General features: G+C 64.3%; 26 protein-coding genes and 2 pseudogenes. 13 read left to right on the forward strand and 15 right to left on the reverse strand.

Annotation, left to right across the window (positions count from 1 at the left end):
* Positions 1–279: 279 nt before the first annotated feature.
* The 4 genes from AC27IQ_RS07220 to AC27IQ_RS07235 all read right to left on the reverse strand — a co-directional run bounded on the left by AC27IQ_RS07220 (position 280) and on the right by AC27IQ_RS07235 (position 3,971).
* Positions 280–579, reverse strand: coding sequence for a flagellar protein FliT (locus AC27IQ_RS07220; protein ID WP_092745692.1), 300 nt, complete (start codon positions 577–579; stop codon positions 280–282).
* A gap of 2 nt (positions 580–581) precedes the next feature.
* Complete coding sequence (gene fliS, locus AC27IQ_RS07225; protein ID WP_284431706.1) at positions 582–1,007, reverse strand: flagellar export chaperone FliS; 426 nt, start codon at positions 1,005–1,007, stop codon at positions 582–584.
* 159 nt (positions 1,008–1,166) lie between these two features.
* Positions 1,167–2,591 carry a flagellar filament capping protein FliD gene (gene fliD / locus AC27IQ_RS07230; protein ID WP_284407482.1) on the reverse strand — a complete coding sequence of 475 codons (1,425 nt, stop codon included), beginning with the start codon at positions 2,589–2,591 and terminating at the stop codon, positions 1,167–1,169.
* A gap of 156 nt (positions 2,592–2,747) precedes the next feature.
* Positions 2,748–3,971: a flagellin gene (locus AC27IQ_RS07235; RefSeq protein WP_284431705.1), complete on the reverse strand. Its 1,224-nt coding sequence runs from the start codon at positions 3,969–3,971 to the stop codon at positions 2,748–2,750.
* Between the two features lie 385 nt (positions 3,972–4,356).
* On the opposite strand from AC27IQ_RS07235, the pseudogene AC27IQ_RS07240 reads away from it, so the two are divergent.
* From AC27IQ_RS07240 to AC27IQ_RS07280, 9 genes and pseudogenes are all read left to right on the forward strand, one after another.
* Positions 4,357–5,094, forward strand: a pseudogene (locus AC27IQ_RS07240) (flagellin N-terminal helical domain-containing protein); the annotation flags it as partial.
* Between the two features lie 323 nt (positions 5,095–5,417).
* Positions 5,418–5,585: a flagellin gene (locus AC27IQ_RS07245; RefSeq protein WP_487089061.1), complete on the forward strand. Its 168-nt coding sequence runs from the start codon at positions 5,418–5,420 to the stop codon at positions 5,583–5,585.
* 82 nt (positions 5,586–5,667) lie between these two features.
* A complete protein-coding gene (locus tag AC27IQ_RS07250) occupies positions 5,668–5,898 on the forward strand; it encodes an acyl carrier protein (RefSeq protein WP_284431703.1) in 231 nt (76 codons plus the stop codon).
* A gap of 6 nt (positions 5,899–5,904) precedes the next feature.
* Positions 5,905–6,942, forward strand: coding sequence for a ketoacyl-ACP synthase III (locus AC27IQ_RS07255; protein ID WP_487089046.1), 1,038 nt, complete (start codon positions 5,905–5,907; stop codon positions 6,940–6,942).
* 4 nt (positions 6,943–6,946) lie between these two features.
* The gene (locus tag AC27IQ_RS07260) at positions 6,947–7,714 is read left to right on the forward strand and encodes an SDR family NAD(P)-dependent oxidoreductase (protein ID WP_284427254.1); all 768 of its coding nucleotides are present in this window, start codon (positions 6,947–6,949) and stop codon (positions 7,712–7,714) included.
* Positions 7,715–7,723: 9 nt separating this feature from the next.
* The gene (locus AC27IQ_RS07265) at positions 7,724–8,389 is read left to right on the forward strand and encodes a NeuD/PglB/VioB family sugar acetyltransferase (RefSeq protein WP_487089047.1); all 666 of its coding nucleotides are present in this window, start codon (positions 7,724–7,726) and stop codon (positions 8,387–8,389) included.
* 52 nt (positions 8,390–8,441) lie between these two features.
* Positions 8,442–9,671, forward strand: coding sequence for an FkbM family methyltransferase (locus AC27IQ_RS07270; RefSeq protein WP_487089048.1), 1,230 nt, complete (start codon positions 8,442–8,444; stop codon positions 9,669–9,671).
* 48 nt (positions 9,672–9,719) lie between these two features.
* Positions 9,720–10,562, forward strand: a complete 843-nt coding sequence (locus AC27IQ_RS07275) for a hypothetical protein (protein ID WP_487089049.1) — start codon at positions 9,720–9,722, stop codon at positions 10,560–10,562.
* Positions 10,559–10,966, forward strand: coding sequence for a hypothetical protein (locus tag AC27IQ_RS07280; protein ID WP_487089050.1), 408 nt, complete (start codon positions 10,559–10,561; stop codon positions 10,964–10,966). The genes AC27IQ_RS07275 and AC27IQ_RS07280 overlap by 4 nt, the downstream gene beginning before the upstream one ends.
* 16 nt (positions 10,967–10,982) lie before the next feature.
* Here the strand turns inward: AC27IQ_RS07280 and AC27IQ_RS07285 are convergent.
* From AC27IQ_RS07285 to AC27IQ_RS07335, 11 genes and pseudogenes are all read right to left on the reverse strand, one after another.
* A pseudogene (locus AC27IQ_RS07285) lies at positions 10,983–12,088 on the reverse strand (oxidoreductase).
* Complete coding sequence (locus AC27IQ_RS07290) at positions 12,025–12,966, reverse strand: SDR family oxidoreductase (RefSeq protein ID WP_487089051.1); 942 nt, start codon at positions 12,964–12,966, stop codon at positions 12,025–12,027. The pseudogene AC27IQ_RS07285 and the gene AC27IQ_RS07290 overlap by 64 nt, the downstream one beginning before the upstream one ends.
* Entirely contained in the window at positions 12,944–13,834 is an 891-nt protein-coding gene (locus AC27IQ_RS07295) for an NAD-dependent epimerase/dehydratase family protein (RefSeq protein WP_487089052.1), read from the reverse strand. Before AC27IQ_RS07295 ends, AC27IQ_RS07290 begins: the two co-directional genes overlap by 23 nt.
* Complete coding sequence (gene rfbC, locus AC27IQ_RS07300; RefSeq protein WP_487089053.1) at positions 13,824–14,390, reverse strand: dTDP-4-dehydrorhamnose 3,5-epimerase; 567 nt, start codon at positions 14,388–14,390, stop codon at positions 13,824–13,826. Before rfbC ends, AC27IQ_RS07295 begins: the two co-directional genes overlap by 11 nt.
* Before the next feature lie 8 nt (positions 14,391–14,398).
* On the reverse strand, positions 14,399–15,715 hold the full coding sequence (gene rfbH, locus AC27IQ_RS07305; RefSeq protein WP_487089054.1) for a lipopolysaccharide biosynthesis protein RfbH: 1,317 nt from the start codon (positions 15,713–15,715) through the stop codon (positions 14,399–14,401).
* A gap of 6 nt (positions 15,716–15,721) precedes the next feature.
* Positions 15,722–16,810 carry a CDP-glucose 4,6-dehydratase gene (rfbG, locus tag AC27IQ_RS07310; protein ID WP_487089055.1) on the reverse strand — a complete coding sequence of 363 codons (1,089 nt, stop codon included), beginning with the start codon at positions 16,808–16,810 and terminating at the stop codon, positions 15,722–15,724.
* Positions 16,804–17,574 (reverse strand): glucose-1-phosphate cytidylyltransferase, encoded by a 771-nt coding sequence (rfbF, locus tag AC27IQ_RS07315; RefSeq protein ID WP_284407495.1) that lies wholly within the window; start codon positions 17,572–17,574, stop codon positions 16,804–16,806. Before rfbF ends, rfbG begins: the two co-directional genes overlap by 7 nt.
* Positions 17,571–18,797 (reverse strand): aromatic ring-hydroxylating oxygenase subunit alpha, encoded by a 1,227-nt coding sequence (locus AC27IQ_RS07320; RefSeq protein ID WP_487089056.1) that lies wholly within the window; start codon positions 18,795–18,797, stop codon positions 17,571–17,573. The genes rfbF and AC27IQ_RS07320 overlap by 4 nt, the downstream gene beginning before the upstream one ends.
* Positions 18,798–18,829: 32 nt before the next feature.
* The gene (locus AC27IQ_RS07325; RefSeq protein WP_487089057.1) at positions 18,830–19,981 is read right to left on the reverse strand and encodes a DegT/DnrJ/EryC1/StrS family aminotransferase; all 1,152 of its coding nucleotides are present in this window, start codon (positions 19,979–19,981) and stop codon (positions 18,830–18,832) included.
* Entirely contained in the window at positions 19,978–20,850 is an 873-nt protein-coding gene (locus tag AC27IQ_RS07330) for an O-linked N-acetylglucosamine transferase family protein (RefSeq protein ID WP_487089058.1), read from the reverse strand. Before AC27IQ_RS07330 ends, AC27IQ_RS07325 begins: the two co-directional genes overlap by 4 nt.
* On the reverse strand, positions 20,841–21,653 hold the full coding sequence (locus AC27IQ_RS07335; protein ID WP_487089059.1) for a tetratricopeptide repeat protein: 813 nt from the start codon (positions 21,651–21,653) through the stop codon (positions 20,841–20,843). Before AC27IQ_RS07335 ends, AC27IQ_RS07330 begins: the two co-directional genes overlap by 10 nt.
* A 249-nt stretch (positions 21,654–21,902) precedes the next feature.
* Between AC27IQ_RS07335 and motA the strand changes: the two genes are divergently transcribed.
* From motA to AC27IQ_RS07355, 4 genes are all read left to right on the forward strand, one after another.
* Positions 21,903–22,763 carry a flagellar motor stator protein MotA gene (motA, locus tag AC27IQ_RS07340; RefSeq protein WP_284431688.1) on the forward strand — a complete coding sequence of 287 codons (861 nt, stop codon included), beginning with the start codon at positions 21,903–21,905 and terminating at the stop codon, positions 22,761–22,763.
* 15 nt (positions 22,764–22,778) lie between these two features.
* On the forward strand, positions 22,779–23,717 hold the full coding sequence (motB, locus tag AC27IQ_RS07345) for a flagellar motor protein MotB (RefSeq protein ID WP_272565427.1): 939 nt from the start codon (positions 22,779–22,781) through the stop codon (positions 23,715–23,717).
* Between the two features lie 66 nt (positions 23,718–23,783).
* Entirely contained in the window at positions 23,784–24,170 is a 387-nt protein-coding gene (gene cheY, locus AC27IQ_RS07350) for a chemotaxis response regulator CheY (protein ID WP_092745669.1), read from the forward strand.
* 2 nt (positions 24,171–24,172) lie between these two features.
* Positions 24,173–24,802, forward strand: a complete 630-nt coding sequence (locus tag AC27IQ_RS07355; protein WP_487089060.1) for a protein phosphatase CheZ — start codon at positions 24,173–24,175, stop codon at positions 24,800–24,802.
* The last annotated feature ends 112 nt before the right edge of the window (positions 24,803–24,914 follow it).

Raw genomic sequence — 24,914 nt, forward strand, 5'->3', positions numbered from 1 at the left:
TTTTATAGCTTAATGCCCTAGTGTTTATTGCACTGGAAGGCCATTTGACTGGTAATACCTTGCACCGCTGCGGCTGATACATCCGCGCCGCATGGGCTTTCGATTCCCTGCACGCCCACATCAAACCCTCTCGGCGGCGGCGATCCTGAAAACAACACGGCCGAAGGCGCACTGCGCGTCAGGCATGCCGGCTTGCCGTTCGTTGCGCTGCGCTGCGCGGTGGCGCCGGGAGGCACTGGCCGGGCAGACAGCCCGGCGAAGGGCGGGCCCCACCCCTCCTCAATGCATCATCTGCGGCTGGCGCTCCAGCAAATGCTCGAACTGCGACAGCCAGGGTTCCGCCAGGCAGCGGATCTGGGCATCGTTGCTCAGGATGCGCTGCATGATGCGCGTCTTTTCCCGGCGGTGCTCCGGCAACAGATCGTGCTCCTGGGCCTTGAATCGCAGTTGCTCGATGAGCACCGCGCAGGCGCCTTCATAGCGAACCACGCCGTCCCAATCCTTGAGCTTGGCAGCCTCCAACATCTTGGCACTGCTGTCTTCGATGGCTTTGTAGTAATCGATGAGCATTTCAGACATTCTTAGTTTCTCCCACCGGAGGCCGAAGGACGGCCGCCGGCACCGATCTCGCCCCAACCCTGCGCCACCGGCACGATCAGGTTGACCACTTCTTCCACCAGGGTGACGTCGTTGCGCAGGTTGGCCATGGTGAGCCGGCCCACGCAGTAGTCATACAGCGCACGGAGATTCGCAGCCAGCTCACCACCCTGCACAGGGTTGAGGCCGCCCTTGAGGCCTTCTTCGATGATGCGCACGGCCTTGCCCAGGTGGCGGCCCTTTTCTTCCACGTCACCGCGCTGCATGGAGCCACGGGCGGCGTTGAGCGATTGCACCAGGCCATCGAACAACATCTGGATCAATTGATGGGGCGAGGCGCCATCCACACTGGATTGCACACCGACCTGCCGATAGACCGAGGCGGCGCGGGAACTGACTGGCGTGTACATCGAGAACTCCTTCATGCTACTTACATTCAATATCGGCAGATCAAGAAGGAACTCAAGGACATTTACGAGGTGTTTTGGCGTTCTGACAGAGTGGCGCAGCGGTGATTTATCCAGGGTTCAGGCCAGCCCGCGCGGGGGCGGGTGGCCCGGACGCCGGACTTACTTGTTCCACTGGGCGACCTGCTGCGTGATGTAGCTGTTGAGGGCCGAAAGATTGCCCATCTGGGTATCCAGCGCCGTGTACTGTGCCCGCATGCGCTTTTCCAATACGGCCGCGCGATTGTTCACCTTGTCCTGGTCGGAGGTGTTGCGCTTGACTTCCAGGTCCAGGGCATCGGCCTTGTTATTCATGAGGCCGTCGAGCGACAGCAGTCCGGAGGTGAACGACTTCATGCGAACCGCGGCGCCGGTGCCCGTACCGCCCGAGGCTGGGTCGGAAGCGAACAGCTGCTTGAGCGTGTCGGGCGTTTTCAGCGCGTTGTCCAGCTTGGTGTTGTCCACCGTCAGCTTGCCGCCACGCTGGACTTCCAGGCCGATGTCGGACAGCGTCTGCAGGGCAGCGGTGCCGCCCGCAGCGGCACCGATGGCCGCCCGCAGCGAGTTCTGCAGCCCAACCGCCGTGCTGTCGCCCTGCAGCACGCCTTTGGTCTTGCTCTCGCTGTCGTACTTGGTCGAGGAACCCAGCAGGTCATTGACGGCGTTGTACGCATCCACGAAATCCTGGATGTTCTTCTTCATCGTCGCGGTATCGGCCTTCACTCCCATTTCCACGTCGGTCGTGGTCACTTGCGACACCGTCAGGGTCAGCCCGGGAATGGCTTCGGTGAACGTGTTGTCCTTGGACGTCACGCTGATGCCGTTGATCTTGGCCTGCGTGTTCTGTGCGTACTGGATGGTATTGGCCGCCAGGCCCACGCCTGGGGAGTTCTGCGGATCAAAGGCGAGCTTGGAGAGGCCCGGCGCCGCCGGGTCCTCCGCCACCTGCACGCGAAACCCTGACGCTTCCCCGGTGGTCTTGGAGCGCAGCAGGAGCCGCTCGCCGGAGGCATCGCGCAACACGGTGGCCGTGACGCCGGCATCGCCTTCGTTGATCTTGGCGGCGATGTTCGTGATCGTGTCGGTCGCGCTGACCGAGACATTGATCGGCTTCGTGGATCCCACGCCGAAGGTCGGTGGATTCGCGGTGGAGTCCCAGGTCCCCAGCTGGATGGTCATGGTGCCTGCGCCAATCACGGAGTCCTTGGCCACGGCGGTGGACGCATTCGATTGCGCGCGGGCCAGTTGCTGCACACTCACGCCGAACGACGATGCGCTGGCAATCCCCGACACGGTGGCCGTGACGGCCGCACTGTTGGAAGAACTGACCGCCATGCCGTTCCACGCGCTGTCCCGGGTCAGCTTGGCCGCGGCATCCGACAAGGTCGAGAGCAACGACTTCACCTGGGAGAACGTGGAAATCTTGGTCTGGATGGTGTCCGCTTTGGCCTGCAGCTGAACGAGGGGCTGCTTTTCCAGCGCCACCGTCTTGGTGACGATGGTTTCGACGTCGAGCCCGCTGCCAATGCCTATCGAGGTAATACCCATTTTGGTCTCCCAGGCAGCCGGGGCCGCCATCAACAATCAATACACGATTGTGGCGAGAATCGCTTCGATCTAAAAGCAGGAAAAGCGGCGACAGGAGTGGCCCTGTCGCCGCTTAAAAGGGTTCGGACCGTTCCGATCCCCTTTATAAGCCACCGATTAACGCAGCAGGGACAGCACGCCCTGGGGCAGCTGGTTGGCCTGGGCCACCATCGCAGTGCCCGCTTGTTGCAGGATCTGCGTGCGCGACAGGTTCGCCGTTTCCTTGGCGAAGTCGGCATCCACGATCCGGCCACGCGATGCCGACAGATTTTCGGCCTGGATGTCGATGTTGCCCACCGAGTTTTCGAAGCGGCTTTGCAGAGCGCCGAGGTCGGCACGTGCGGAGTTCACCTGGTCGATCGCGCTGTCGATCTTCTTCAGGGAAACCCATGCGTCCTTTTGCGTCGCGACGGTCACGGTGTCGATACCCTTCTTGTCGGTACCGGTGGCGGCCGCCAGCGTCGGGGCGGCGAAGCCCGTGTTCGCCACGGAGAAGCCGGTCGTGCCGCCGAAGGTGATGGTTTCCGGCACAGGAGGCGTTGCGCTGGTCAGCTTGGACGAAGCAAATTCCAGGTCGTACGTGCCGTCGTCCTTCTTGGTCAGGAAGGCGGTCACACCGGTGTCGGCGGACTTGTTGTTGATGGCGGACACCACTTGGCCCAGGCGTTCCACACCAGAGCCAGCGGCCTTGATTTCGCCCAGATCGATGGCGGATGCCGAGCCCACCTGGATGGTCAGGCCACCGGCGGCGATCTTGGTGCCGAAGCCCGTGACCGTCGTGTCGGAAGCATTCAGGGCGGTCACGCTGCCCGTGGAGTATTCGATGTTCGACAGGCCGGAAGCCGAGGAATTGGTCAGAGCGCCGACGGTGATGTTTTCACCGGAGTTGGCACCGACCTGGAACAGGGCGCCCGCAAAGCTGCCGTCCAGGATCTTCTGGCCGTTGAAGCTGGTTTGCTTGGCCACACGGTCGATTTCGTCGGTGAGCTGCTTGACTTCGGACTGCAGTGCAGCGCGGTCCTTGGTGCTGTTGGTGGCATTGCTGGCCTGCACCGACAGTTCACGCATCCGTTGCAGCATGTCGCCGACCTTGCCCAGGGCGCCTTCTGCCGTCTGGGCCAGCGAGATGCCGTCGTTGGCGTTGCGGGCTGCCACGGTCAGACCCTTGATCTGGGTGTTCATGCGCTCGGCGATCGACAGGCCGGCGGCATCGTCCTTGGCGCTGTTGACGCGCAGGCCGGAAGACAGGCGCTGCATCGAGGTGGTGAGAGAGTTCGCAGACATGCCCAGATTGCGCTGTGCGTTGAGCGAAGCAATATTGGTGTTGATGGTAGAGGCCATTGAAATGCTCCTTGGTAACTTAAATTCCGGCTAGACCGCCGATCACAACGCTGACCCCCATGGCCAGCTGCCAAGACCGGGGCGGCAGTCACGTGAACCCATCCATCGCTTGCCGGTCAACAAATTCGCTTGAACCTGTTGGTTAGGTTATCGGGCAGCCCCTGGAGAACTTGAGCGTCTCCATGCAAAAAAATCGGCTTTCCCCGGCACCGCCCGAGTCAGCCAGCTCCCACAAGGGTGGATATGGATGGTTTTCCGCCCTTTTTTCCCCACGCCAGGAAAACCCCACCTGAGGAGAATTCTCCCAACGCTAGGGTTGCCCGCTGATGGTGGTGTCCTTGGCCACGGCAGCTGTGCCTTGTCCCTTTTGCGAAGGAGTTCCGTAATGGCCTCGACGATCAACACCAACATCGCCTCACTCAACGCCCAGCGCAATCTGGGAATGTCGGCAGCTTCGCTGACGACCACCATGCAGAGGCTGTCTTCCGGCCTGCGCGTCAACAGTGCCAAGGACGATGCGGCCGGCCTGGCCATCGCCGAGCGCATGAACACCCAGGTCAAGGGCCTGGCCGTGGCCTCCCGCAACGCCAACGACGGCATCTCGCTGGCCCAGACGGCAGAAGGCGCCCTGGGCAAGGTCGGCGACATGCTGCAGCGGATGCGCGAGTTGGCCGTTCAGGCCAGCAACGCCACGAACAGCAAGGCCGACCGGGCCGCGCTGCAATCCGAAGTCAAGCAACTCACCGACGAAATCGACCGCGTTTCCAAGCAGACCAGCTTCAACGGCCAGAAGATCTTGGACGGCAGCTTCGCGGGCGCCCTGTTCCAGGTGGGCGCCAACTCCGGCGACAACGTCACGCTCGGCGCCCTGGCAGACACCCGCGCTTCGGGCCTGTCCAGCATCATGTACTCGAGCACGAGCACCGCGATCGCCGTGGATGCGTCGGACACGTCGATCTCCGCCTTCGGCAGCGCGATTCCTGCGGGCGGACTGACGATCCAGGTCGGTTCGGGTTCCGCCATCGACCTGGGAAGCATCAAGGCCGCTGGCTCCGGCGTGGAACGTCTCGGCCAGGTGATCTCGGCGATCAACAACAAGACGGCCGATACGGGCGTGACCGCCTTCCTGACCAAGAACGATGACGGCAGCTACGGACTCGAGTTCGCCTCTTCGAAGCTGACGAATGCCGTTCCCCCCGTGCCGGAGACCATCACGTTCGGCGGCACCACCGGGTTCACCGTGGCCAACACGGGCTTTACCCCGCCCACGCTGACGAATGCCACCGGCACCGGTCAGAAAGGCATCGACAGCGTCGATGTCGGAACGCAGAGCCAGGCCTGGGTGGCCCTCAAGAAGATCGACAGCGCGATCGATCAGGTCAATTCGGCGCGCGCGACCTCGGGGCCCTGCAAAGCCGCTTCGAAAACGCCATTGCCAATATCGACATCCAGGGCGAGAACATGGCGGCAGCCCGTGGCCGTATCGTGGATGCCGACTTTGCCAAGGAAACGGCGAACCTGTCGCGTACGCAGATCCTGCAGCAGGCAGGAACCGCGATGGTGGCCCAGGCGAACCAGTTGCCCCAGCAGGTGCTGAAACTCCTGCAGGGCTGAAGAAGAAGGCATCCGGGGCTAATACACTGCCGGTGGAGGCCGAAATCTTCGGTCTCAGCGATATTTTTATTCTGGAGTACGCATGCCTTCGCCTTCCATCGAGCAATTCATCGAAAGCTTTCTGACCGCTGTTGACTTCCAGGATCCAGTGGAAGTCACCCCGGATACCGAACTGCGTGCTCTGCCGGAGTGGGACTCCCTCGCCGCCCTGGGCGTCATCGTGATGTTCGACGTGGAATACGGTAAAACCATCGTGGGCGACGACCTGAAGAACTGCACCACGGTCACGGACCTCTACAAGCTGCTGGGGTAAAACACCATGGGCCTGTCCACCCTGCACAACGTGCGCTTTGCGGGCATGGCGAGCTGCGTGCCCAAGCGCGTGGTTTCCAACCTTGAGGATTGCCCTCCAAAAATCCGCTCGGAGCGGGAAAGGCTGGTTCGCAACATCGGCATCCAGCAGCGCCGCCTGTGCGCGTCGTGGCAATGCTTTTCCGACCTGGCGCAGGACGCCACCGAAAAGCTGCTGGAGGAACTGCAGTGGGCCCGCGAAGAAATGGACGCGCTGATCGTCGTGACGCAGTCGCCCGACTATCCCATTCCTTCCACCGCCATCATCTTGCAGGACAAGCTCGGGCTGTCGCAGTCCACGATCGCTTTCGACGTGAATCTCGGCTGCTCTGGCTACCCGTTCGGGTTGCACCTGCTGGGCAGCATGATCGCGTCCGGCACGGTGAAAAAGGGCCTGCTGCTGGTGGGAGACCGCTCCGCAAGCGAAAAGGACCCGCTGTTCTCCGACGCCGGCACGGCGACCGCACTGGAATTCGATCCTTCGGCCGCGCCCATGTATTTCGACCTCAACAGCGACGGCAGTGGCTACAAGGCCATCATCAAGCCGGTGGGTGGGCATCGAGAGCCCTATGCCTTTCATCACAGCATCCCCACGCGCGACGAGGATGGGGAGCTGCAATGGCCAGACCGCCTCCTCCTCGATGGACCGGCCGTGCTCAGCTTCTCCACCCAGAAAATCCCTCCGGCCGTGGAGCGCATGCTGCAATATGCAGGGGTGTCCAAGGACGATGTGGACTACTTCGTCTTCCATCAGGCCAACCGGATGATCAACGAAACCATCCGCAAGAAGCTGGCACTCCCCCCTGAGAAAGTCCCATCGACGCTGGCCGACTATGGCAACACCAGTGGGGCGACACTGCCGGTCACCATGACCGCGCGCCTGAACGAAACGCTGGCCAGCGGCACGCACAAGCTGCTGCTGAGCGGCTTCGGCATCGGCCTGTCCTGGGGCACATGCATCCTGGACATTGCAGGGGCTCGCTTCCCGGCCATGCTGGAGTCCTGACCCGATGGACGCAACGCCCACGCCTTTTCACCTGCAGGGACAGCGCATCCTCGTCACGGGGGCCACTTCGGGCCTGGGCCACGCCACCGCCCTCGCCTGCGCACGCATGGGAGCCCAGGTCATCGGTGTGGGCCGCGACGAGCAGCGGCTCGCTCGCACGCTGCAGGCACTGCAATCCGCGGCACCGGCAGCCGGCCACCTCGTGGTGCGAGCGGATCTGACCCAGTCTGCCGATCGCTCCGAGTTGGTGGAGCAGATCGCTTCCGTGCCGTTGAACGGCATCGTTCACAGCGCAGGCATCTCCCGCCTGTCTCCCGTGCGGATGATCACCGAACAGCATCTGCGCGAAGTCCAGAGCATCAACGTGGACGCCCCGATGCTGCTGACGCAGGCACTTCTCAAGCGCAATCTGATCGCGCCGGGAGGATCGATGGTGTTCATCGCATCGATCGCCGCACACATCGGCGTGCCGGGAGTGGCCGCCTATTCGGGCACCAAGGCCGCACTGATTGCGATGATGCGCTGCCTCGCGATGGAAGTCGTCAAGCGGGGCATCCGGGCCAATTGCCTCTCGCCCGCCCTGGTTGAAACGCCATTGCTCGATGCCACCGCCACGCTCGTGGGTTCGATGGAAAAAGAGCGGGGCAACTACCCGCTCGGTTTCGGCCAACCGGAAGACGTGGCCAATGCCGCCGTGTTCCTGCTGTCCCAGGCCAGCCGATGGATCACCGGCACGACGCTGGTGATGGACGGCGGCCTCACCATCAGTTGATCCACCACCATGGCTGCACCCTGCACGGATACGTCCTCCCCGCATCGGAACCTGCTCATCGTGGGCGCCGGCGGCTTCGGCCGCGAAGTATTGACGTACATCGAAGACGACAACCCGCTGTTCCGACCCAAGGGCTTTCTGGATTCGCGCACGTCGGCCCTGAACGGCATGCAGCGCTCGATCGGGATCGTGGGTGATCCCCTGACCTATGTTCCGGAACATGGCGACGTCTTCATGGCGGCACTGGGCGATCCGATGGCGCGGCACAAATACACCGAAGTGCTGCGGTCGGTCCACGACGTCGACTTCGCCACGGTCGTGCATCCGCAGGCCCATGTGACACGGCATGCCCGGCTGGGCCGCGGCTGCATCATCGGTCCCCGTGTGGGCATTTCGGTGGATGTCCAGCTGGGCGATTTCGTCTGCGTGCAGGAATACACGGTCATCGGGCACGACGTTCGCATCGGGGATTGGTGCCAGATCAACAGCCATTGCTCCATCGGTGGTGGCGCGAAGATCGGCAACTTCGTGTCGATCCATCCCAATTGCGTCATCACCAGCGGCACCGTCATTGGCGACCACGTCAAGGTCGGTGCCGGCAGCGTGGTGTATGGCCGCATCCCGCCCAACATCACCATCATGGGCAATCCGGCCCGGCGCTTTTCCTGGAGCTGAACGTCTCCCCAGTCTCCGCATGCCCGACCGCGAGCAACCCACCATGGCCTCCATGCCCCCTTCCTTCCTGCCCGACGCCTTGGTCAGCCGCATCAACCTGGATCGCTTCCAGCTGGATGAAGCGCTGCTCGCCATGCTGGACCTCTACCGCCGCGATCCGCACTTCTGCATACCTGAGCAGGCGCGCGAGATCTTCGCCCGGCGCGGGGACCGGACACGCTTCATCCTGCTGGGAACGAAGACCTTCGCGGAAGTCTTCATCCGTGCGACCCGTGACCAAGGCTGGGCACTGGCCGTGGTCGACGATTTCAAATACGCCAGCGGCGAGGACTACTACGGCGTGGACATCATTTCCACCGACCGTTTCCTTGCGATGCTGCGCGAGGACCCGGACATCATCGCCATCAACTGCTGCCGAACGGACTATTCACGGCGGTTCTTCGACCGGCTTTGTACCCGCCACGGCATCGCCCATTTGAACCATGAGCAGGTCACCCGGCTCTTCGGCATGAATGACCGGGTGGACTACCGCACGGCCGACTGGGCCCCCGCCATCAGCAGCAGATTCGATGAATTCCTGGCGCTGGAGCGGCGGCTTGCGGATGCGCACTCCGTGAACACGTTGCGCAGCGTGCTTCTGTTCCACCTGAGCTGCAATCCCGAGTGGTATCTCACTGTGGCCAGGCCCTACTCGACCCTGTACTTCCGCTCGGGCCTGCTGACGTTCTCGGACCACGAGAGGTTCGTCGATTGCGGCGCCTCCATCGGCGAATCCACGACCGGGCTGCTGGGCCTCACGGGCGATCGCATCGAACACTCCTGGATGATCGAGCCCGACCGGCTGAACATCGAGGTGCTGCGCAAGCTGCAGCAGGGCTACGCAGGCACCGCGCTCGAATCCCGGATTTCGCTGCATCCCTTCGCCGTCGGGGAGAACGACGCGGAAGCCCCGTTCCACCATCTGGGGGGGCATGGGGGCAGCATCGCCGTCGATCCGAGCGCGCCCTTGGAGACCGTGCGCATCCGGCGCATCGACGATCTCATCGATGCGCCTCCGACCTTCATCAAGATGGACATCGAAGGCTTCGAGATTCCGGCGCTGCGGGGCGCCCAGGCGGCCATCCGCGCCGGCCTGCCCAAGATGGCGATCTCCGCCTATCACCGCGCGACCGACCTGCTGGACATCCCGGCGCTGGTGGATGCCGTGGCCCCCGGCTACTCGATCGGGCTGCAGCACCACACCGAAGATCGCTGGGATACCTGCCTGTATTTTCATCGCTGAAGCGCCTCTGCAGAGGCATTCACTCCACTATCCAGAGGACACCGCAGGATGGCCAAGATTCGGGGCGGCCTCGACCGCGTTCTACTGAAATATCCGGAAATCGACCCGGCCAAGGTCCGGCTGATCGGCTGGGGCGCTGGACAGGCGTTCACGGACTACTATCCGCTGCTGGGCCTGCCGGTGGAATACACCGTGTGCCCGTTCACCGCTCACCAGGACAGGCAGATCCATGGTGTTCCCGTCCGCAGCCCCGAAGCGCTCATGAAAGAACCGCACGAGGATGTGCTTCTGGTGATCTTCGCAGCGCATTCGGCGGAAATCATGAACCAGATCCGCAACCTGTGGGGCGACTACCGCTGCGTGCCGGCGCTCACCCACAGCGGCCGGCATGGAGACATCGACCAGCTCCAGGCGTTCTCCAGGGTGTTCGAAGGCCTGTCCCTGCAGCGCAAACCGCCCGTGCGAACGCCTTCACTTGGCATCTTCGTGCAGGGCCCGGTGTTTCCCTATACCCCCATGGCACTGGCCTGGCAGCGAATGGCGTGTCCCGAGGCGCATCTGTGCTTCGTCACCTGGGATCACCAGTCCGCCGCCAGCCTCGATGCCTGCCGGCCATGGGTGGACGCCGTGATCACGCTTCCCCAGCCCCAGAACATGGTGGACAGCCGCAATGCCATCATTCGCTCGGCCAAGGCGGGCGCCGGCATCTGGCCGAAGTGGGCGTGCCGTACTCGGTGCGCATGCGAAGCGATACGGTCGTCACCGGATCGCTCTACCGGGCGGTGGAAGAACTGTTCGACGATGGCAGCAGGAACGAGGGGAAATTCGGCTTCCTGGCGCATTCGTCCTGGAAGCAGATTCCCTTCCATTTCTCCGAGCGTTTTCTCGTGAGCCGCACCCAGGACATGTGCGAGCTGTGGGCGCTGCCGGAAGACCTGCGCGGTGCGTCCGAGATCCAGCACCGGACCGACGAGCCCTACCAGCAGATCCAGAAGGCGGCCGTCGAATGCCTGCTGTGGCAGAGCCTGGCACGCAAGTGGGGTGAGCCGGCCCGGGACCTCGCCGATGGCTACCGGTTCGCCGCGAACCATCTTCTGCCGATGGACGAGTACGCCGATGTCCTGTCGATCAAGAGCGTCCCGCTCTTCAATCTGACCCTCAACAAGGGCTTCGTCGGCACGCCCGCCTGGTGGCGGGAGGTCTATGCCGATCTGCCCTCGGCCATGCGGCAGGCGCACGAGGAAAGCGCTCAGGACTTCACGATCGCCGAATTCTTCAGTGGCCGGGTCGGCTGACCGCACCTCCATCTGATCAATAGAGCACGGCGCGCCGCTCGGGCGTCATGGGCTCGAGGGCTTCTCCACGCTCCAGCCTTCGCACGAAGTCCGGGTTCGCAAGGAGTGCGCGGCCCCAGGTGACCATGTCCAGATGCCCCTCCTGGATTTCGCGCTCGGCCTCCGCAGCGGATAGCGACGCGCCACCCATCAGGAAGTGGGGCCAGAGGGGACGCACGCGGCGCACGATCCTGCCGGAAGTTTCGGCATAGGGCGCATCCGCGCAGCTAATGTCCAGCTGCCTCAGCCCCAGGCGATCCAGCCGGGGGATGAGATGGTGCAGCATGTCGTCGAGGTCCGGCCACTCGTACAGTCCGCCCATCATCCGTGCGGGCGAGAGGCGGATCATCAGGCGCTGGGGGCCGCAAATGGGCAACAGGCGCTCCACCAGTTCCAGCACGATGCGGCAGCGGTTTCCGACCGATCCGCCATAGGCATCGGTCCGGTCATTGATGCGTGCATCCAGGAACTGGTCAATCAGGTATCCATGTCCCATATGGACCTGCACGCCGTCGAAGCCCGCATTCAGGGCCCGCTGCGCGGCCTCCTCGAAAAGACGGTAGATGCCCGGCATCTCCGACGCATGCAGTGCACGGGGCTGCCCGTAGGGCTGGCCGTTCTGGCGGTTGATGCCCGCCGCTGGCCGGTCCGTGGAACTGACCGGCGCCAACCCGCCAGTGAAGTCCGGGTGCGAGATCCGCCCGCAATGCCACAGTTGCGCCACGATGCGCCCGCCGGCCTCCTGCACCTGCCGGACGGCCGGGATCCAGCTGTCGGCCTGCTCGTCGTTCTGCAGGTGGGGCACGTTCCGGTAACATCCGCCGAAGGATGGACCACGATGCCTTCCGTCAGGATGAGCGATACGCCGGCAGCGGCACGCCGCGCGTAGTAGGCAGCGATTTCGGCCGTGCAGCGGTGCTGCGCATCGGCAAAACCACGCGTCATGGCCGCCATGGCGACGCGGTTGCGCATCGGACCGAACATGTCGTGGTGAACGAAGGGGCTCAGCAGGTGCAGGCTCATGGGGCGAACATTCCAGTGAAATAAGGGTGGTCGAGATAGGCGGCCAGGCTGTCCTGCCATGTGCGCTGACGATCCAGCCCGCGGGCCTGCAGCGCGGCGTTGCGCATCACCACCGCATCGGGGCGCACGGCTTTTTCCTTGTGGGCCATGGTTTCCGCAGGAACACGCGCGATCTCGATGCGGCGGTCCAGACCCAATCGGAGCACGATCTCCCGCGCCAGTTCGAAGAAAGAGGCTTGCCCATGGGAAGCCATGCAGAAACGGCCCGTCTCGCCGCGCGCCAGCAGCAGCAGGCTGTTGTAGGCCAGATCGTCCGTGAGCGTGGGCTGCCAGATGCGGTCACCGATCTCCATGCGGTCCACGCCGGAGCGCAGCAGTCCCGCGAGGTGCGGAATCAGCTTGCCGACGAAATTCTTGTCGCGCGCATGCTCTCCGAAAAACCCGCCCATGCGCACAGTGAGCGCCTGCGGCGACGCCTCCAGCACGATGTGCTCCGCCTCCAGCTTGAGGCGTCCGTACACGCTCAAAGGACGGGGGGGCGTGGCCTCGTCCACCGGCTGGCTTCCGTCGTAGATCAGGAAAGTCTGCGGGTAAAAAAACCGGGCTCCGCATTCGCGGGCCAGCTCGACCACGTGGCGGGTTCCTTCGATCTGCACCTGCGCCGCCGCGTCCGCATGATCCTCGCACCAGTTGACGTCGGAACACACGGCGCAATGGATCACGATATCGGGCCGCCAGGCGCGCAAGTCCTGGGCCTGCTCGCGCTGGCGCACATCGAGCGCGTGGCGGTCGAGGGCCGCGACCAGGGCAGTGGGTACCTGCTCAGCCAAGCGGCGAGCGAAAGCCTGCCCGAGCATTCCGCCCGCACCCGTGATCAGGATGCGCGAGCCCTCCAGGGCGGCCAGTTCGTTCAATTCAAGCAAATCGTTGCCCCTCATGCTCAGATCCAGACAGGAACAGATCGGCCTCCATCTCGGGGACGCAGCGCATCACCTCGTTGGGCCGGTACGGCAGGGCGCCGACGAGCAGCCGGCCCGACGCCTTCCAGACAGACCACCAGTGCTGCGCGAAATCCTGCATCGATACCGGCCTGCCCGATCCCACATTGCGCACCCAGGGCCTGCCCGTCTCGACATCGCGGCGCTCAGCCGCATGCCGGAATGCCCGGGCGACCGTTTCCACGGGGACGTAGTCGCGCACCTGCGCACCCGGGGTCATCGAAAAATCAAGTCCCTGCGACGCGGCCAGACGCAACGCGGGCCAGAAGTTCCCGGCGTACTGGCCTTCGCCGAAGACCGAGAAGATCCGCAGGTAGCACAGTTCCATGGCGTGTTCGATCGCGTGCGCATGCGCAGCCTGGAAACCTGCGGCCTTGGATGCCGCGTAGCCATACGCGGGTGCCAGCGGTGCGCTGGCCGGAATGAAGTCGAAGGCATCCGCGCTGCGACCGTATTCCGCGAAAGTACCCGCGAGGACCGACCGCTTCACGCCAGCGGCACGCGCCGTATCGAGCAGTTGCAGCAAAACGGTGACGTTCCAGTAGAATAGGGTCTGCCAGTCGGCCTGCTGCGGCGGGACGCCGGGCGACGCCAGGTGCATCAGCACGTCCGCCCCGGCCAGATCGGCGGGTGCCAACTGGTCCATGGCGCGGCTGAGCCACACAAGGCGAGGGTGCACCGACGCAGGCGCGTCGGCCGGATGCCTCAGGACGGTGACGCGATGGCCCGCCTCCAGCAGAGACGCCAGCACGTGCCGGCCGATGAACCCCGTCCCTCCCGTCAGGAACACATGCCGTTCAGTGGTCATTCGGCGGTCCTTCCGGCATCTCGAAGGGGCTGGCGAAATCCTCCATCCGCGGGTGCTCGCGGTCGCGCACCGACAGCACAGGATGCTCATCGGGCCAGGGAATGCCGGCAGAGTCCCAGCGGATGCCGGCATCATGCCGAGGTGCGTGGGCCGAGGTGACGTGATAGACGATGGTCGCGCCTTCGGTCAGTGCATAGCAGCCGTGGGCACACCCCGCCGGAATGTAGACCTGGTTGCCAAGCTCGGCGTCCAGCTCGAAGGTGGCAAAGCGGCCCTGTGTCGGCGAGCCGCGGCGCAGATCGACCACCACATCGAAGAGGCGGCCGTGGCTGCAATGCACCAGCTTGGCATGGTGGTGCGGCGGCAACTGGAAGTGCAGCCCGCGCAGCACGCCACGCCGCGATACGCTGTAAAAGCCTTCTACCCAGTCGCAGTCGAGCCCCCGGACAAGGAACGCCTCGCGGCTGAAGGTCTTCACGAATCGCCCGCGCTCATCGGGCCGCACTTCGGGCTGGATCAGGTAGCAGCCCGGCAAAGGGCTTTCTTCGAAGCGCATGGTGGGTGCTAGAAGTTGACGCCGAAATAGGTTTCGATGCGATCGGCCACAAAGTCGATCATGGCCTCGCTCAATCCGGGATAGATGCCCAGCCAGAACGTGTGCTCCATGACCGTGTCCGTATTCGCCAGGCTGCTGGCCACACGGTACGTCTGTCCCTGCATCGAAGGCTGCCGGGTCAGGTTGCCGGCGAACAGCAGCCGCGTGCCGATGCGGCTCTGCTCCAGGTACTCCAGCAGATCGACGCGGCGGGTACCGGCCGCTTCGCGCAGCGTGAGCGGGAACCCGAACCACGAAGGCTGCGAATTTTCCGTGGCCCGGGGAAGCACGAGGAACTCCTCGCAGCTTTTCAGCCGGCCGGAGAGGTGCTCGAAATTTCGCTGCCGCGCCGCGATGAAGCCGGGCAAACGGTCCATCTGCGCCAGGGCACAGGCCGCCTGCATGTCGGTGATCTTGAGGTTGTAGCCGACGTGCGAATACGTGTACTTGTGGTCATAGCCTGGCGGCAGATCGCCCAGTTGCCAGCCATACCGCTTTCCGCAGGTGTTGTCCTTGCCGGGCCCGCAATAGCAGTCCCGTCCCCAGTCGCGGAATGACGTGACGATGCGTGCCAACTCATCGTCGTTGGTGAAGACCGCGCCGCCTTCGCCCATGGTGATGTGGTGGGCCGGATAGAAGCTCAGGGTCCCGATATCGCCGAAGGTGCCTACCAGCCGTCCGCCGTAGGTGGACCCCAGGGCGTCGCAGCAATCCTCGACGAGCCACAGTCCATGCTTGCGGCACAGCGCTTGCACCGACTCCAGGTTGTAGGGATTGCCGAGGGTGTGGGCCAGCATGATGGCCTTGGTGCGCGGCGAGATCGCAGCTTCGATCAGCGCCACATCAATGTTGTACGTGCCGAGCTCCACATCCACGAAAACCGGCACCGCGCCATTCTGCAGGATGGGATTGACGGTGGTGGGGAACCCCGCCGCCACACCGATCACCTCGTCGCCCGGGCGGATGGCCCTCTCGCCCAATGCGGGAGACGTGAGCGCCGAAAAGGCGAGCAGATTCGCGGACGAGCCGCTGTTCGTCGTGAGCGCGTGGCGCACCCCGAGGTATTCGCGCAGGCGCTTTTCGAACGCATCGTTGAAGCGCCCCGTGGTCAGCCATCCGTCGAGCGATGCGGCCACCATGTTCTGCAGTTCGGCCTCCCCGATCACCTTGCCGGAGGGTGGAATGGCCGTGGCGCCCGGCAGGAATGGCTGGGCGCGATACGCGTGGGCCGCGTATTCGCCAACGAGCGCGGCGATCTGCTCGCGGATGTGGTGCAACTTGTCCATATAACTTCAGCGCTCAGCGGCGCAATACGATTCGATCTGACGCTCGGTGACCTGGCGCATGTCTTCGCCGCGAGCGTGTGCGGAATGCCATTGGGCGATGCGCTCCACGGCCTGCGCCAGCGACCACCGAGGCCCCCAGCCCAGCACAGAGCAGGCCTTGCTGCTGTCGAGCCGGAGCATTTGCGCCTCGTGCACGCCCTCGGGCCCGGTTGCAAAGCGGTAGTCGACAGGGACAGGCCACGCGGCAGCCAGTTGCCGGATGACGTCGCCGACGCTTCGCACGTCCTGCTCGGCGGGCCCGAAATTCCAGGCGCCCGATACCGCCGGCCCCTTCTCGAAGAGTCGCTGCGCCAATTGGAGGTAACCCGCCAGGGGCTCCAGCACATGTTGCCATGGCCGCACGGCAGCGGGATTGCGCACCTCCAGCGGATCGCCGCCGCAGGAGGCTCGCAGGAAGTCCGGAATCAGCCGGTCGCGGGACCAGTCGCCGCCGCCGATCACATTGCCCGCCCGCGCGGTGGCCAGTGCCACACCGTGATCCGCGTGCCTTGCCGGGGCGAAGAACGAGTCACGGTAGCAGGCGGCCACCAGCTCGGTGCAAGCCTTGCTGTTGCTGTAGGGGTCGAACCCGCCCAGCGCGTCGTCCTCGCGATAGGCCCAGAGCCACTCCCGGTTCTCATAGCATTTGTCGCTCGTCACCACCACCACGGCGCGCACCGACGGCACGCGACGGACGGCGTCCAGAAGGTGCACGGTACCCATGACGTTGGTCGAATAGGTGCTGACCGGATCGGCGTAGGACTTGCGCACCAGGGGCTGTGCGGCCATGTGGATCACGACCTCCGGCGCCGCTGCTTCCAGCGCGCCTGCAAGCAACGCCACATCCCGCACATCGCCGATGACCGAATGCATGCCTTGCGCGGCCCGGGTCAGCGCGAACATCGCGGGCATGGAATCCGCCTCCAGCGCATACCCCGTCACCTTCGCGCCCAAACGCTGCAGCCAAAGCGACAGCCAGGTGCCTTTGAAACCAGTGTGGCCCGTGACGAACACCTTGCGTCCGGACCAAAAACCGCTGTCGGGACCGCTCACCATGATTTCCAGGGCGCATGCCCCCCCTGCCAAAGCTGTTCGAGATAATTCTTGTCGCGCAGCGTATCCATGGGTTGCCAGAAACCTTCGTGACGATAGGCCCGCAATTGGCCGGAACGCGCCAACGCCTCGAGCGGAGGGCCTTCCCACACCGTCTCGTCGGAATCGATCAGATCGAACACGGCAGGAGACAGCACGAAAAACCCGCCGTTGACCATGCCACCGCCGCCATCGGGCTTTTCGCGGAACGACATCACGCGGTCGCCCTCCATGTCCAGCGCGCCGAAGCGGCCGGGCTGCCGGGTGGAGGTGAGTGTGGCCGGCTGTCCATGCGCCCTGTGGAACCGGATGAGCGCGGTGATGTCGATATCGCCCACCCCGTCGCCATAGGTGAAGCAAAAGGCCTCGTCCTCGCTCACGTAGCGCCGCACACGGCGCAGGCGGCCACCTGTCTGGGTGGCATCGCCGGTGTCCACCAGGGTCACCCGCCAGGGTTCGGCATACCGCTCGTGAACGTCCATGCGGTTGTTCACCAGATCGAACGTCACGTCGGACATGTGCAGGAAATAGTTCGCGAAGTACTCCTTGATCACGTAGCCCTTGTAGCCGCAGCACACCACGAAGTCATGGATGCCATGGTGCGAATACATCTTCATGATGTGCCAGAGAATCGGGCGGCCGCCGATCTCCACCATGGGTTTGGGCTTTTGCTGCGTCTCCTCGCTCAGGCGGGAACCCAGCCCCCCCGCCAGGATGATGGCCTTCATGCTTTTCCGCCCATCGGTGTTTCGGAGCCCTGAAGCGCCTGGGCATAGGCCGCCTGGAAATGCGCCACCCGGTCCTCGATCCCGGCGCCCACGAGGGCCGGGCGCTGCGCCTGATCGACGCCCGCCTGGACCTTGGCGCAAATACCGCCGTCCTCCGCGAACACCTTGCGCGTGAAGGCGTGGCCGTCGGCATGGATGTGTTCCATCATCTTGGCGCCGGCAGGCGTGATCCCGGTGAACCCCACGCCAACGGTCCTCGAGTGAACCGTGGTCTGGCGGGGCGCGGTGGGCTCGAACGACTGGACATGGAAGCTGTAACCCATGAACGACGTGACGGTCAGGTTCGGGAAGATATGGTGGTGGGTGTAATGCGCGAAGCGCCAGGGCCATTGCCCAATCTTGCTCTCCATGCGGGCGAACCGCGCTACCCACTGCGCATCGGCGGCATGCTCCAGATGGCTGTGCCGGCGATCTTCGAGGAAGAAGCGGGGTGCCGTTTCGGCCCGGTCCATGCCGTCGACCTGCATGAAGGTTCGCGAATGCACGGCAGGGACGTGATACCCCTCGAGGGCATTCTCGATCACGATTTTCCAGTTGGCGCCCACCGGCTCCCGGAACTCGTCCAGCAAGTCTTGCATTCCCTCGCTGGCACGATCGAGAAAGGCGTATTGCTCGCCCAGATACTCGCGCAGTGCCGGGCCGCTTTCGGAAATGCGCACGAATACGAACTGCCCTACCGCCTCGCAGTTGAATTCCTGCAGGCGAAAGCGGGCAGGTTCGGCCACCACCTCGGGAAAGCAGTGTTTCGCCGGAATGCCGACGGGAACGCCCTCCCGGTCGTACACCCAGCCATGGTAGGGGCAGCGCGCAGGCCCGCGGTGCGTGCCCGATTCGCACAACTGGGCATGCCGGTGGGAGCAGACATTGAGGAAAGCACGCGGCAGCCCCTGGCTGTCGCACTGGAGCAACAACGACACCCCGCCCACCTGCACACCACGGTGCACGAGACCGCCGAGTTCGAAGCGCATGCAGACGAAAACCCAGCTTTCGCGGAACAGCCCCTCCAGTTCGCGGGCGTGGTGATCGGGATCTCGATAAAAGTGGGGGGAAAGGACACTGGTCGGCATGGATCGACTCTTCTGGATGGATGTTGCAAGGACCGCGGCCCCGTGTTCGGTACCGGTCTGGGGCCTGCCGAGCCAGCGGCGGCTCGTGCAGCCCATTGTCTCTACAGTGATCTGAAATGGACCCCTTCCTAGCTGCGCATTGCCTGCTCCATCACACGGGTGAGCCGCTGCATCTGCGCAGGATCCATCTTCGGAAAGAACGGCAGGCCGATCAGGGTCTCGGCGAGCGCATCCGCCTGGGGCGTGGGCAATAGCGTACAGAAGGGCAACAGGGCTTCCATGCGGTGCATGAGGGGCTGGTACCAGCGACGCGTCGCGATGCCCTGCGCGGCACAAAGTGCCTCGAGCCGACTCCGGCAGGCAGTGTCGGGCATCCGTGCACACAACAGCGTCGGTGCCGCGATGGCGCCGGCCGGGCCGGCCATCTGCCATGCGATCCGGCCGTCCGCCGCGCGCGTAAGGGCGTCCTGCATTTCCCGCAGCAACGCGCGCCGGACCTGCGCGCCCTGCTCCCAGCAAGCGAGCGATGCCAGCGCCACGGCAGCGTGCAACTCGCTCATCTTGGCATTGGTGCCCACTGCCGCCAGGGCGCCGACCGGCAGGTGGCTGGACGGGTCAAGGTTGATGCCGAAATTGGCCGACTGGCGCACTCGCGCCGCCAACCCGGGGCGCGATGAGACCACGAAACCGCCCTCTCCCGCCGGCAGCGACTTGGTGGCATGGAGGCTGAACACGAGCGTGCCCGAAGCGCCTGCCAGCCACTGGCTGCCAAAGCCGGCGGCGGCGTCGATCACCACCGGGAGGCCCGTTTCGTCCTCGAAGCGCTGCCATGCCGCCATGTCGTGCGGCATGCCGAGGGCCGCCACGGGCAGGACGGCATCCACGGCACCGGTGGCACGGGCCGCGCGCGCGATGTCGGGCGTCAGCAGCCAGCTGTCGGCATCCACATCGCAAAGTACCGGCACGTGGCCGGCGCGCAGCACGGCCGTCGCCGTGGCAGCGAACGTGAAGGTGGGCATGAGCACCCGGGCGCCGGCGCGCAGCCCCAGCGATTGCAGCACCAGCTCCAGGCCCAGCGTCGCACTTGCCACGGTCGTGACCTGCTCTGCGCCCAGGCCGAAGCGCTCGGCAAAGCGGTCCTCCAGTTCGCGCACCAGTGGGCCGCCGTTGGAGTAGTAGCGCGCGGCATGCATGCGCTGCAGATAGGGCAGGAGGGACACCGGGTCCGGCACATCCGGCACCAGCAGAGGAATGGGATCGGTGGGAGCGCCGGCGGTCATACGGAGGGCGTGCCGTGCGCACGCTTCTCACCGCCGCCCAGGCGTGCCAGGACCGGCTCCGGATCGGCGAACACATCCAGGAAACGGTCGCGGCCTTCCAGGTAATTGAGCCACATGAGCCGGAACGCCTTTTCCAGCTCGGCCGTGCGGGCGGCATAGTCCATGAGTGCGCAGGCGGACAAGCGTTGCCGTGTTTCGTGGCGCAGGCGGGCCAGGGTTTCCGGACCGGCCATGAACGCCAGAGCCCGCTCGACGTATTGGTCGTCGCTGCGCGCCACCCAATCGGGATAGCCCACGCCCTGCAGCGTGCGCGCGGTGCTCGCGTCCACACCGCGCTCGGCGTCCAGCGACACGATCGGCAGTCCCATCCAAAGGGCATGCAGCGTCGTGGTGCCACCGGAGATCGGGGCCGTGTCGAGTGCCACGTCGGCAATATGTCCCAGTTCCATGAATTGGTTGAGCGGTTGCTGGTGCATCACGAACACGCGGTCCAGCGGCAGGCCCTGAGCCTCGACCCGCATCTGCATGTTGGCCTGGGCGGCCTCGGCAGACCGCTCCTTCACCATGATGACGAGGCGCGCATCGGTGCGCGCCTTCAGGATGCGCCCCCAGACACCCAGCATGCGGTCCGTGACCTTGGCGGAATTGTTCAGCGAGATGAGCGTGGGGTAGCCGTTGTGCAGCATTGGCGGCTCTTCGCACAGCGGCGCATAGGTGGGCGGTGCGTAGCTCGCCATGCAGGCCAGGCGAAAGAGCCGCTCGCTGTAGAAGACTTCATGGCCCGGCGGGGTGATGGCCGCATCGGTCAGGCGGTAATCCATGGCTTTCATGCCCAGCGGGCTCATGAATCCGAGCCACGTCACCTGCACGGGCGCGCGCGGCGCGCGAAGACCAACAGGCGGTTGCCGGCGGTGTGGCCCGACAGGTCCACCAGCACGTCGATGCCGTGCGAGCGGATGAGCGTGTAAAGGTCATCGTCGGACAGGTGGATCATCTCGTGCCAATGGGGCACGCACTGCTGCAGGGCATCGGTGATGCCGTCGCGCCGCCCGCCCGAGTACACATGCACCTCGACCTCCTGCGGGTCATGGTGGCGCAGCACGGGCAGCATGAAGAACGCGATGGAGTGCTCCCGGAAATCGGCCGTGACATAGCCCACCTTGAGGCGTTTCTTCGGGCGGCGATCGGTCACGACGAGGGGAGCGGCCTTGCGCGTCAGCGGATCGGCGTAGCGCCGGCCCCAGTCCCTGTAGACCTCCAGCGTCTTGACGGGACTGCCCTCGATCTGGTCATGCAGGAAGGCGCGCATGACCCACATGGCCGGGTTGTTGCCGCGGCGACACACATCGTCGATCATTTGCAACGCTTCGGCGTGCCGGCCCAGGTTGAACAATGCGAACGACAGGCCATGCTGCGCATCCGGCATGCCGGGCTGCAGGTTCAGGGCGGTCTCCAGCGCCGGAATGGCCTGCGCCCAGTTTTCCATCTTGAGGTAGGTGCGCCCGACATGCATCCAGACGTCCGCACGCTGTGGATCGAAAGCCAGGGCGGTGGCGAATTTCGTCAGGGCACCCACCAGATCCTGCTGCGCCAGGCACTGCTCGGCCTGAAAGAGCGCGATCAGCAGGTCGGCATGCTCTTGCACATCAGCATCGTCGGTGGAAGTGGGCATGGAGCACATCGGCGGCAGGCAATGGAAAAGGGTGGGATCGGGGCAGTGGATCGAAACGGCCGGGGTCCATCTTAGGGGCTCCCGGCCCCTGCGGTGGCCCCAATAAACCATGGTTTGCCCGCCTGTTTTGGCGGTGGGCGGCCGGTTTCACCAACAGGGCAACGGGACTTGTCAAGGGGAACGAATTGGGGTGTATCCCGCCTGCATTTCCGTTTTTGCGCTTCAAAAAGACTCTGCCAGAATGGCCCCATGTTTGTAATCATCGGTTACCTGGTCTGCCTCGGGTGCATTTTCGGCGTGTACGTGGTACACGGCGGGAATGTGAGCGTGATCATCAAAGCGCTCCCTTTCGAGATGATCACGATCTTCGGCGGCGCGCTGGGCGCGTTCGTGGTGAACAACCAGCCGAAGGTGCTCAAGTCCACGCTGAAGGCGCTGCCCATGGCGCTCAAGGGGTCCAAGTACACCAAGGCACGGTACATGGAACTGATGGCGATGCTCTACGACATCCTGCAGAAAGCCCGCAAGGAAGGGCTGATGGCCATCGAAAAGGATGTCGAGACGCCCCACGAATCCGAAATCTTCAAGAAATACCCCACGGTCGGCAGCGACCACCATGTGATCGAGTTCATGACCGATTACCTGCGCATGATGGTCTCGGGCAACCTGAACGCGCACGAGATCGAGGCGCTGATGGACAGCGAGATCGAAACCCACCACCAGGAAGCACACGCCCCCGTGGCGGCACTGGCCCGCCTGGCTGGCGCGCTGCCGGCCTTCGGCATCATCGCCGCCGTGCTGGGCGTGGTGAACACCATGGGCTCGGTGGGCCAGCCTCCCTCCGTGCTGGGCGGCATGATCGGCTCGGCGCTGGTCGGCACCTTCCTCGGGATCTTGCTGGCCTATGGCGTGGTGGAACCCCTCGGTGGCCTGGTTGAGCAGAAGCTGGAAGATGCCGCCAAGGAACTGCAATGCATCAAGACCACGCTGCTGGCCAGCATGCAGGGCTACAACCCCGCCACCGCGATCGAATTCGGCCGCAAGGTCCTGTTCTCCACCGACCGTCCGAGCTTTTCCGAACTGGAAAGCCACGTGAAGGGCAAGAAGTAGGCTGAAGACGCCCCCATGGCCGACAAGAAACTCCAGCCGATCATCATCAAGCGCGTCAAGAAGGGCGGCCATGCCGTGCATGGCGGCGCCTGGAAGATCGCCTATGCCGACTTCGTGACGGCCATGATGGCGTTCTTCCTGCTGATGTGGCTGCTGGGCTCCACCGCCAAGGGCGAACTGCAGGGCATCGCCGCCTACTTCAATTCGCCGCTGAAGGTGTCCATGCAGGGGGGAGACGGTGCGGGCAACAGCTCGAGCGTGATTCCCGGCGGCGGCAACGACCTGTCCAAGGTGCACGGACAGGTGCGGCGCTCCGACTCGGAGACGTCGACGAACCGCCGCGCCAACCTCGAAGCCGCACGCGCCGAGCGCGCCCGCCAGGACGAGATGCGCATCAAGGCGCTGCAGGCCAAAATCGATGCGCTGATCACCGAAACGCCCAAGCTGAATGAATATCGCTCGCAGATCCGCATGGATGTGACGCCCGATGGCCTGCAGATCCAGATCGTGGACGACCAGAACCGGCCCATGTTCGACAGCGGCAGTGCGTTGGTAAAACCCTACATGCGCGACATTCTTCGAGAAATCGGAACCGCGCTCGGCGGCGTGCAAAACCGCATCAGCCTGGCAGGCCACACCGACGCGACGCCCTACGGCAACGGCGACCGCGGCTACAGCAATTGGGAACTGTCGGCCGACCGGGCCAACGCCTCGCGCCGCGAACTCGTGGCCGCCGGCATGCCGGATGCCAAGCTGGGCCGCGTTGTCGGGCTGGCGGCCAGCGATTTGCTGGAACCCAAGGAGCCGCGCGCGCCCGCCAACCGGCGCATCACGATCACGGTTTTGACCCAGGAAGCCGAGGAACGGCTGCTCGGAAAGAAATCTGCCACCATCACTTCCACGGAGTTCACCGCCGAAAAGCGCGAGAATCCGGCATCCGCCCCTCGGCCGTAACGTCTTGTCACCAAACCTGCGGCCCATGACAATACACACTGCAATTTCCGACCGAAAGGGTCCCACGTGACCACTGCACTCCGCTTTTTGATCGTTGACGACTTCTCCACCATGCGACGCATCGTGCGCAACCTGCTCAAGGAAAGCGGCTTTGCCGATGCCGACGAGGCGGAAGACGGCGTGGTGGCGCTGAACAAACTGCGCAACAGCAAGTTCGATTTCGTCGTCACCGATATCAACATGCCCAACATGAACGGATTCCAGCTGCTGGCTGAAATCAAGAAGGACGACAAGCTCAAGCACCTGCCCGTGCTGATGGTGACGGCAGAAGCCCGCAAGGAAGACATCGTGGCAGCCGCCCAGAACGGGGCAGCCGGCTACATCGTCAAGCCGTTCACCAAGGCCACGCTGGAAGAGAAAGTCACCCTGATCCTCAAGAAAATGGGCCTGTGATCATGGATACCTCGGACAACAACCTTCCGGAAGCCGGCGCCGTTCACAACAAGATCGGCCAGCTGACCCGCCAGCTGCACGACTCGCTGAACGAACTCGGCTACGCCGACAAGCTGCGCGGCACGATGGGCGAGTTGCCCGATGCGCAAAGCCGACTTTCCTACATCGCGCGCCTCACGGGAGAAGCGGCAGAGAAGGTATTGAGCCGGGTGGAGCAGGCCAAGGCCCAGCACGACTTCATCGCCGAGGAAACCCGCCGCGTCGTCTCCTCGCTGGTCAAGGACCCCGTGGCGGCCGTCGCCAAGGGCGAGATCATGAACTTCCTGCACGACGTGGAGCGCGTCACCAAGGAAGCCGACGGCCACCTGACCGAAATCATGATGGCGCAGGACTTCCACGACCTCACCGGCCAGGTGATCGCCCGTGTGGTCAACCTGGCGGCCACGATCGAAGAGCAGCTGGTGCAGTTGCTCATCCAGACCGCCCCACCGGCCGCGCAGGCGCAGGTCGCCCCGGTGGTGGAAGCGCGCCACGAACACCTGGCCGGCCCGGTGGTCGATCCCGAAGGCACGCCCGATGTGGTCACCGACCAGTCGCAAGTGGACGATCTGCTGGCCAGCCTGGGCTTCTGATGCCGGGCGGGCGCTGGCGCTCCTGAAAAAGGAGCGTCCACCGCATATCCACATGGGATTTCATGGCCTTTTGGCATGCAACGGCAGTAAGTACTAGGGCATATTGCTATCA

The organism is Acidovorax sp. KPB24-07, from assembly GCF_057543315.1.

Bases quoted from the DNA above. Each gene is read 5' to 3' on its own strand.
- AC27IQ_RS07220 (WP_092745692.1), bottom strand. From the start codon at position 579: ATGTCTGAAATGCTCATCGATTACTACAAAGCCATCGAAGACAGCAGT.
- fliS (WP_284431706.1), bottom strand. From the start codon at position 1,007: ATGTACACGCCAGTCAGTTCCCGCGCCGCCTCGGTCTATCGGCAGGTC.
- fliD (WP_284407482.1), bottom strand. From the start codon at position 2,591: ATGGGTATTACCTCGATAGGCATTGGCAGCGGGCTCGACGTCGAAACC.
- AC27IQ_RS07235 (WP_284431705.1), bottom strand. From the start codon at position 3,971: ATGGCCTCTACCATCAACACCAATATTGCTTCGCTCAACGCACAGCGC.
- AC27IQ_RS07250 (WP_284431703.1), top strand. From the start codon at position 5,668: ATGCCTTCGCCTTCCATCGAGCAATTCATCGAAAGCTTTCTGACCGCT.
- AC27IQ_RS07255 (WP_487089046.1), top strand. From the start codon at position 5,905: ATGGGCCTGTCCACCCTGCACAACGTGCGCTTTGCGGGCATGGCGAGC.
- AC27IQ_RS07260 (WP_284427254.1), top strand. From the start codon at position 6,947: ATGGACGCAACGCCCACGCCTTTTCACCTGCAGGGACAGCGCATCCTC.
- AC27IQ_RS07265 (WP_487089047.1), top strand. From the start codon at position 7,724: ATGGCTGCACCCTGCACGGATACGTCCTCCCCGCATCGGAACCTGCTC.
- AC27IQ_RS07270 (WP_487089048.1), top strand. From the start codon at position 8,442: ATGCCCCCTTCCTTCCTGCCCGACGCCTTGGTCAGCCGCATCAACCTG.
- AC27IQ_RS07275 (WP_487089049.1), top strand. From the start codon at position 9,720: ATGGCCAAGATTCGGGGCGGCCTCGACCGCGTTCTACTGAAATATCCG.
- AC27IQ_RS07290 (WP_487089051.1), bottom strand. From the start codon at position 12,966: ATGAGGGGCAACGATTTGCTTGAATTGAACGAACTGGCCGCCCTGGAG.
- AC27IQ_RS07295 (WP_487089052.1), bottom strand. From the start codon at position 13,834: ATGACCACTGAACGGCATGTGTTCCTGACGGGAGGGACGGGGTTCATC.
- rfbC (WP_487089053.1), bottom strand. From the start codon at position 14,390: ATGCGCTTCGAAGAAAGCCCTTTGCCGGGCTGCTACCTGATCCAGCCC.
- rfbH (WP_487089054.1), bottom strand. From the start codon at position 15,715: ATGGACAAGTTGCACCACATCCGCGAGCAGATCGCCGCGCTCGTTGGC.
- rfbG (WP_487089055.1), bottom strand. From the start codon at position 16,810: ATGGTGAGCGGTCCCGACAGCGGTTTTTGGTCCGGACGCAAGGTGTTC.
- rfbF (WP_284407495.1), bottom strand. From the start codon at position 17,574: ATGAAGGCCATCATCCTGGCGGGGGGGCTGGGTTCCCGCCTGAGCGAG.
- AC27IQ_RS07320 (WP_487089056.1), bottom strand. From the start codon at position 18,797: ATGGGCTGCACGAGCCGCCGCTGGCTCGGCAGGCCCCAGACCGGTACC.
- AC27IQ_RS07325 (WP_487089057.1), bottom strand. From the start codon at position 19,981: ATGACCGCCGGCGCTCCCACCGATCCCATTCCTCTGCTGGTGCCGGAT.
- AC27IQ_RS07335 (WP_487089059.1), bottom strand. From the start codon at position 21,653: ATGCCCACTTCCACCGACGATGCTGATGTGCAAGAGCATGCCGACCTG.
- motA (WP_284431688.1), top strand. From the start codon at position 21,903: ATGTTTGTAATCATCGGTTACCTGGTCTGCCTCGGGTGCATTTTCGGC.
- motB (WP_272565427.1), top strand. From the start codon at position 22,779: ATGGCCGACAAGAAACTCCAGCCGATCATCATCAAGCGCGTCAAGAAG.
- AC27IQ_RS07355 (WP_487089060.1), top strand. From the start codon at position 24,173: ATGGATACCTCGGACAACAACCTTCCGGAAGCCGGCGCCGTTCACAAC.